This is a genomic window from Sulfitobacter sediminis (assembly GCF_040811725.1).
In the GTDB taxonomy this organism is placed as follows: domain Bacteria; phylum Pseudomonadota; class Alphaproteobacteria; order Rhodobacterales; family Rhodobacteraceae; genus Sulfitobacter; species Sulfitobacter sediminis.
Genome location: NZ_JBFNXX010000065.1, coordinates 1 through 5,065, shown reverse-complemented (window position 1 = coordinate 5,065; position 5,065 = coordinate 1). Strand labels below are relative to the sequence as shown.

Genomic DNA, 5,065 nt, shown 5'->3' with positions numbered 1-5,065 from the left:
CGTCACGCAATTTCCTGTCGATGATCAAACTGGCATCGGTCAGGCTCTGGATCGAGTTTTATGAGTCGGCTGCCTAGCAATCCTCATTTCAGATACCCTTCGAACAACTATAAACAGCATCACGTGCAAGAAACAGCATCACGTGCAAGCGCCCGTTCCTTCAACTGCCGGCCACTTGCGAAGTACAGGTCAGATCATAACCCAAATCATCTCTAGGTGAATTACCAATTGACGCCAGCCAGTACGTAGCCAGGCACGTTTTGGTCGTGCTAGCATGCACTAGAATGGTGTCGGTGATACGAAGCTGCCCACTATAGGGGAAATACGAAAAATGGACCTGCATCTTGCACAAACCCGGTTCTTGGCACCGACGCTAAATGCTTTGTCCGACGCAGGTATGAACTCGGAGCGGCTCCTGCGCCGCGCGGGACTCCATACTTTTCGGCTCTATTCGCCGGATGCGGTTGTTCCAGTCCCGACAATGCTCGCGATGTTTGATGAGATCGCCCGCGAGTCCAACGGGCGCGGCGTGCCGCGAGAGATTGCACAAGCGTATCGGCTCCATGCAATTCCCGGGTGGGGCGATGCTTTGCTGGCCTGTCCCGATGTTCTCGCCACAATCCGGCTCGCCACCGCGCCCCAGGCTAGGATTATGTCGAACAACCTCGTGACCGCATATTTGAACGGCCCACAGGCGATCTTCGAAACCGGTTACGCCGCAGCCCCATCGCAGGCCCAGGAGTGGGTGGCCGTGCTCTCCTGCCTTCTTGTCCTAGACGGCTTCCGGTCAGGGTGTGGACCGGACTGGCTGCCGGACGAGATCGATATCGCAGCTTCTGATATCGGTGTTCTGGGCGACCTGTTCGATCTGGACCGTGTCATTGTCCGGACTAACCAGCCAAAGACACGGATATACTTCCGCAGTCGCGACCTGGCTAAGCGCATGGTTGCCCATGAGATCGGAGCATCACCCGACAGTCCGCTACCCGAAACGGCTATGGGACAGCTCTATCGGCTCTTCGACTCACTTGAGCCCGACGCCCGCCCGACGCTGGACTGGGCCGCATCTCGTTTCGACATCTCGCAACGCAGCTTCCAACGCCGTCTAGGCGCAGAGGGCCTGACCTTCCGTGCCGTGCTTGACCGCTGGCGCATGACCAAGGCAATTGAACTCCTGGAGGATCCGGCAATCGCTGTCGGCCATATCGCAGCGCAACTTCACTACAGTGAAGCATCTCACTTCATTCGCGCCTTTCACCGCTGGACTGGTCAATCTCCGACCCGGTATCGCGACTTGGGCTTTTCAATGTAGAAGTCCTACGAATGGTCTACGACGCATCCGCGCTGTATTGAGTGGTATCTCGTGTTCGTGAGCAGCAACCGCAAAGGTGACTTTAAAGCGCCCCGTAATTGCGCGCACCCTGCGCTCGAGGCGGTCATTCGTCTTACTGAGCACGAGCATAGTCTGAGGGTGGAAATTTCGCGCTTGGGTTGCTTGCTAGGTATTTTCTTGGCTGAAGGGTTTAGTTGCAGTCTATTTCTGGTATCGTGGTGTTGTACAAAGTTTGCTACTTCACTGCCTGCTGCTGGCGCATGTCGCTGATCAGCGTCTCGACCCGGCGGCTGACATAACGCAGACCGCCCATCAGTTCCTGTACGCCTGACTCGGAAGGCAGCGGCTGATGCGGCAGATTGCGGATCGCCTCCGCCATCGCGGCGGGCGTCAGCTCGGTGCTCAACTCCGAAAGCATCGTCACAAGGCCAAGCTCTTCGGCGCACGCTGCACGGATATGCTGTTCTCGGCGGGGCTTGGTGCGCGGCATGATGAGGGCGCGCTTGTCGAAGGACAACACCTCGCAGAACGTGTTGTAGCCTCCCATGCAAACCACCCCTTGCGCTCCGGCATAGAGCGTCTCGATCTGCGCATCGAAGCCCACCGCGGTCACCCTGCCATTGAGCCGGGCCACGCGGTCCTCGAATTCGGCGCGCGTGTCGCCCGACAGGAACGGGCCGTAGACAAGCTGAGCATTGGGCATCAACCCGGGGTCGTATTCATAGGCCCCAAGCACCAGATCGACCATTGCTGCGCCGTCTCCGCCGCCTCCCGGCGTGACCAGTACATAAGGCTCAGCGGGCGGCGGTGCATCTGGCTCTGGCAGCGTGCGCCGCAGATAACCGGTCCAGTGCATGCGCGCGCGGACCTTGGCGCTGAGGGGCAGACCCTGCGTCGGGTCGTAGACCGAGCGCGGCCCGTAGACCCAGATCTCGTCATAGAACTTTTCGGTCGCCGCATAGGCCCCTTTGTGCTCCCACTCCGCCGCCAGGGCGTCGCGATCATCAAGGACATCACGCAGGCCCAGCACGCAGCGCGTCTTGTCGCTCTTCAGCCCCTTGAGCGTCGGGATCAGTTCGCCGCGGAACCCGGTGGGCTCCTTGTCCACGATCAGAAGGTCCGGTTGGTAGGCGTCAATTGTCGACTGGACCATATGCGCGCGCATCTGTGTGACTTCATCGATGTCGAGCCCGAGGGTCTTCGAGATATACGAGCCGTCTTCCAGCTTTGACACGCCCGGCAAACGGGTATGGTCTACGCGTTCGGGAAAGGCGAAGCGTCCGGCAACAGGACTGCCGGTCAGAATCAGCGCGGATGCGTGGTCATTGGCTTCAGTGAGCGCCGTCGCAATTGCACGAGAGCGCCGCAGATGTCCGAGCCCGAACGTGTCGTGGCTGTACAGCGCAATTCGTGCTGCGCCCGGCGGCCCGGGTTTGGGACTTATTGCCCGGATGCTGTCTGGTGACATGCTGATCTTCCACTCGCCTCCAAGGGCGCCAAGTTAGCGCGTCATCGCACATACCGCTATTTGTTTCAAAACCCTCCATAAGCTAAGGCGTAGTGCAACCGCGATGTATTTTTTGGATAGTACAGTTGATTAAGGAAAAGACCGCAATCATAATAATCTGGTGACCTGAACCCGTTTCTTCCTCCAGTTTGAGGTAGAGTCCGCTCCAATCAGGAGACGGACAATGAAGCAATCAAGGTTCAAGGAAGAGCAGATCATCGGGATGCTGAAGGAGCAGGAAGCCGGAATGGCGACAGCAGATGTCTGCCGCAAGCACGGGATCAGTACGGCGACGTTGTACAAATGGAAGGCGCAGTTCGGCGGGCTGGAGGTGTCGGATGCCCGTCGTCTCAAGGCGCTCGAGGACAAGAACGCCAAGCTGGAGAAGCTGCTGGCGGAAGCGATGCTCGACAACGCGACCCTGAAGGATGTCGCCTCGCGAAAGTGAACCGCGCCGGGTTTGCCGGAGGCTGATTGATCTTAGTTACGCGGCCATGTCTGATCTTTCCAGAGCCGCGTAGAAGTTGGCTTCGGCTTCTGCCCGCGGAATGTTACCGATGGGTTCGAGAAGGCGGCGGTTGTTGAACCATTCGACCCATTCGAGGGTGGCGTATTCCACGGCATCGAAACTGCGCCATGGCCCGCGCCGGTGGATGACCTCGGCTTTGAACAGGCCGTTGATCGTCTCGGCCAGGGCATTGTCATAACTGTCGCCCACGCTGCCCACGGAGGGTTCTATCCCAGCCTCGGCCAGGCGCTCGGTGTAGCGAATGGACAGATATTGCGATCCGCGATCCGAATGATGAACTAGGCCTGATCCGTGTTGTCGCTGATGAACGGCCTGTTCGAGGGCGTCGAGAACAAACCCGGCATGGGCCGTTCGACTGACCCGCCAGCCCACAATGCGACGCGCGAAAGCATCGATGACGAAGGCCACGTGAACGAAGCCCTGCCATGTCGCCACATAGGTGAAATCGCTGACCCAGAGCATGTTTGGAGCAGATACCTTGAACTGACGGTTCACCTTGTCCAGCGGGCATGGCTGAGAACTGTCCGGGATGGTCGTCCTGTGTTTCTTGCCGCGAATGACGCCTTCGATCCCAATGTCTTTCATCAGTCGGGCAACGGTACAGCGGGCCACATCAAAGCCTTCGCGGCGCATCTGGTGCCAAACCTTGCGAACGCCGTAGACCTTGTAGTTCTGCTCCCAGACGCGTTCGATTTCGGGCTTCAAGGTCATATCCCGCTTCGCCCGACCCGACAGCAGATCGGGGTTCGCCCGCTTGGCAATGTGATCGTAGCCCGTGCCCTCTCGGCAGAATTGCTCTGCAATTCGCCTGCCGGGTAATAGATGGGGCAATCGGCAGCTGCTTGCAGATCGGCTCGACCCCGATGGCGTCACGGTGCTCTTCGATAAAGGCGATCATGTCCTGGACCGGCGGTCGAGCTCCGCCTGAGCAAAATACGCTGAAGCTTTCCGCAGGATCTCGTTGGCTTGCTTCAGTTCGCGGTTCTCGCGTTCCAAGGCCTTCAGCTTCTCGGCCATCTCGGTCGTGATGCCGGCGCGGTCTCCGCGATCGACCTCGGCCTTCTTGACCCACCCGTTCAGCGTCTGCGGCGCGCAACCGATCTTCGAGGAAATAGACAGGATCGCCGACCAGCGGCTCTCATGCTACCCTGCGTTGTCCAAAGCCATGCGAACAGCGCGCTCGCGTACTTCGGGGGAATACTTGTTCGTCGTCTTGCTCATGATGCTCCATCCTACTCAGGAGTTGGAGCCTCCGGCAAACCCGGCGCGGTTCAAACTGACCTCGATGGCTGTCTTGAGCTGGTGCCAGCGCACGGGCATCGAGTGGCACTAAATCGCTCAGGGCAAGCCGATGCAGAACGGCTTCGTTGAGAGCTTCAACGGACGCCTCCGGGACGAGTTTCTCAACGAATCGCTGTTCTCGTCGCTGGCCGATGCCCGCGAGAAGATCCGGGCATGGCGGTACGATTACAATCACCACCGACCTCACTCGGGCCTTGGGAACATCCCGCCAGTCGAGTTCATGGCAAAGAAGGGGCTGGCAATGCGCGCCGCGTAGCCTCAGAAATCAACCCGCGGGCTCTCCGTTAATTCGGAGGAGAGGCGGGTGTCAGGTCAGAACTAGGCAGCACACCCATTAATTCTTGTTTAATCGTTCCGATTTGTGATTCAATCTCGAGCAAACATTGGGCGGGAG

The 5,065-nt window shown here is 58.9% G+C and carries 2 protein-coding genes, 3 pseudogenes and 1 other annotated feature; of the genes and pseudogenes, 3 read left to right on the top strand and 2 right to left on the bottom strand.

Features of this window, described 5'->3' with window-relative positions; all coding sequences use genetic code 11:
• Positions 1 to 331 precede the first annotated feature (331 nt).
• Positions 332 to 1,312 (top strand): helix-turn-helix domain-containing protein, encoded by a 981-nt coding sequence (locus AB2B41_RS22980; RefSeq protein ID WP_367880158.1) that lies wholly within the window; start codon positions 332 to 334, stop codon positions 1,310 to 1,312.
• 256 nt (positions 1,313 to 1,568) lie between these two features.
• Here AB2B41_RS22980 and AB2B41_RS22975 read toward each other — a convergent pair whose 3' ends face one another.
• Positions 1,569 to 2,801: a glycosyltransferase family protein gene (locus tag AB2B41_RS22975; protein ID WP_367880157.1), complete on the bottom strand. Its 1,233-nt coding sequence runs from the start codon at positions 2,799 to 2,801 to the stop codon at positions 1,569 to 1,571.
• A gap of 223 nt (positions 2,802 to 3,024) precedes the next feature.
• Here AB2B41_RS22975 and AB2B41_RS22970 point away from each other — a divergent pair.
• Positions 3,025 to 3,285 (top strand): annotated as a pseudogene (locus AB2B41_RS22970) (transposase); the annotation flags it as partial.
• Between the two features lie 39 nt (positions 3,286 to 3,324).
• Here AB2B41_RS22970 and AB2B41_RS22965 read toward each other — a convergent pair.
• Positions 3,325 to 4,590, bottom strand: a pseudogene (locus AB2B41_RS22965) (IS3 family transposase).
• Positions 4,193 to 4,309: a sequence feature (AL1L pseudoknot), on the bottom strand. (Overlaps the previous pseudogene by 117 nt.)
• Positions 4,591 to 4,642: 52 nt before the next feature.
• On the opposite strand from AB2B41_RS22965, the pseudogene AB2B41_RS22960 reads away from it, so the two are divergent.
• Positions 4,643 to 4,927: pseudogene (locus AB2B41_RS22960) on the top strand (integrase core domain-containing protein); the annotation flags it as partial.
• Positions 4,928 to 5,065: the final 138 nt, after the last annotated feature.

Coding starts and splice junctions, on each gene's coding strand:
- AB2B41_RS22975 (WP_367880157.1), bottom strand. CDS start 2,801: ATGTCACCAGACAGCATCCGGGCAATAAGTCCCAAACCCGGGCCGCCG.
- AB2B41_RS22980 (WP_367880158.1), top strand. CDS start 332: ATGGACCTGCATCTTGCACAAACCCGGTTCTTGGCACCGACGCTAAAT.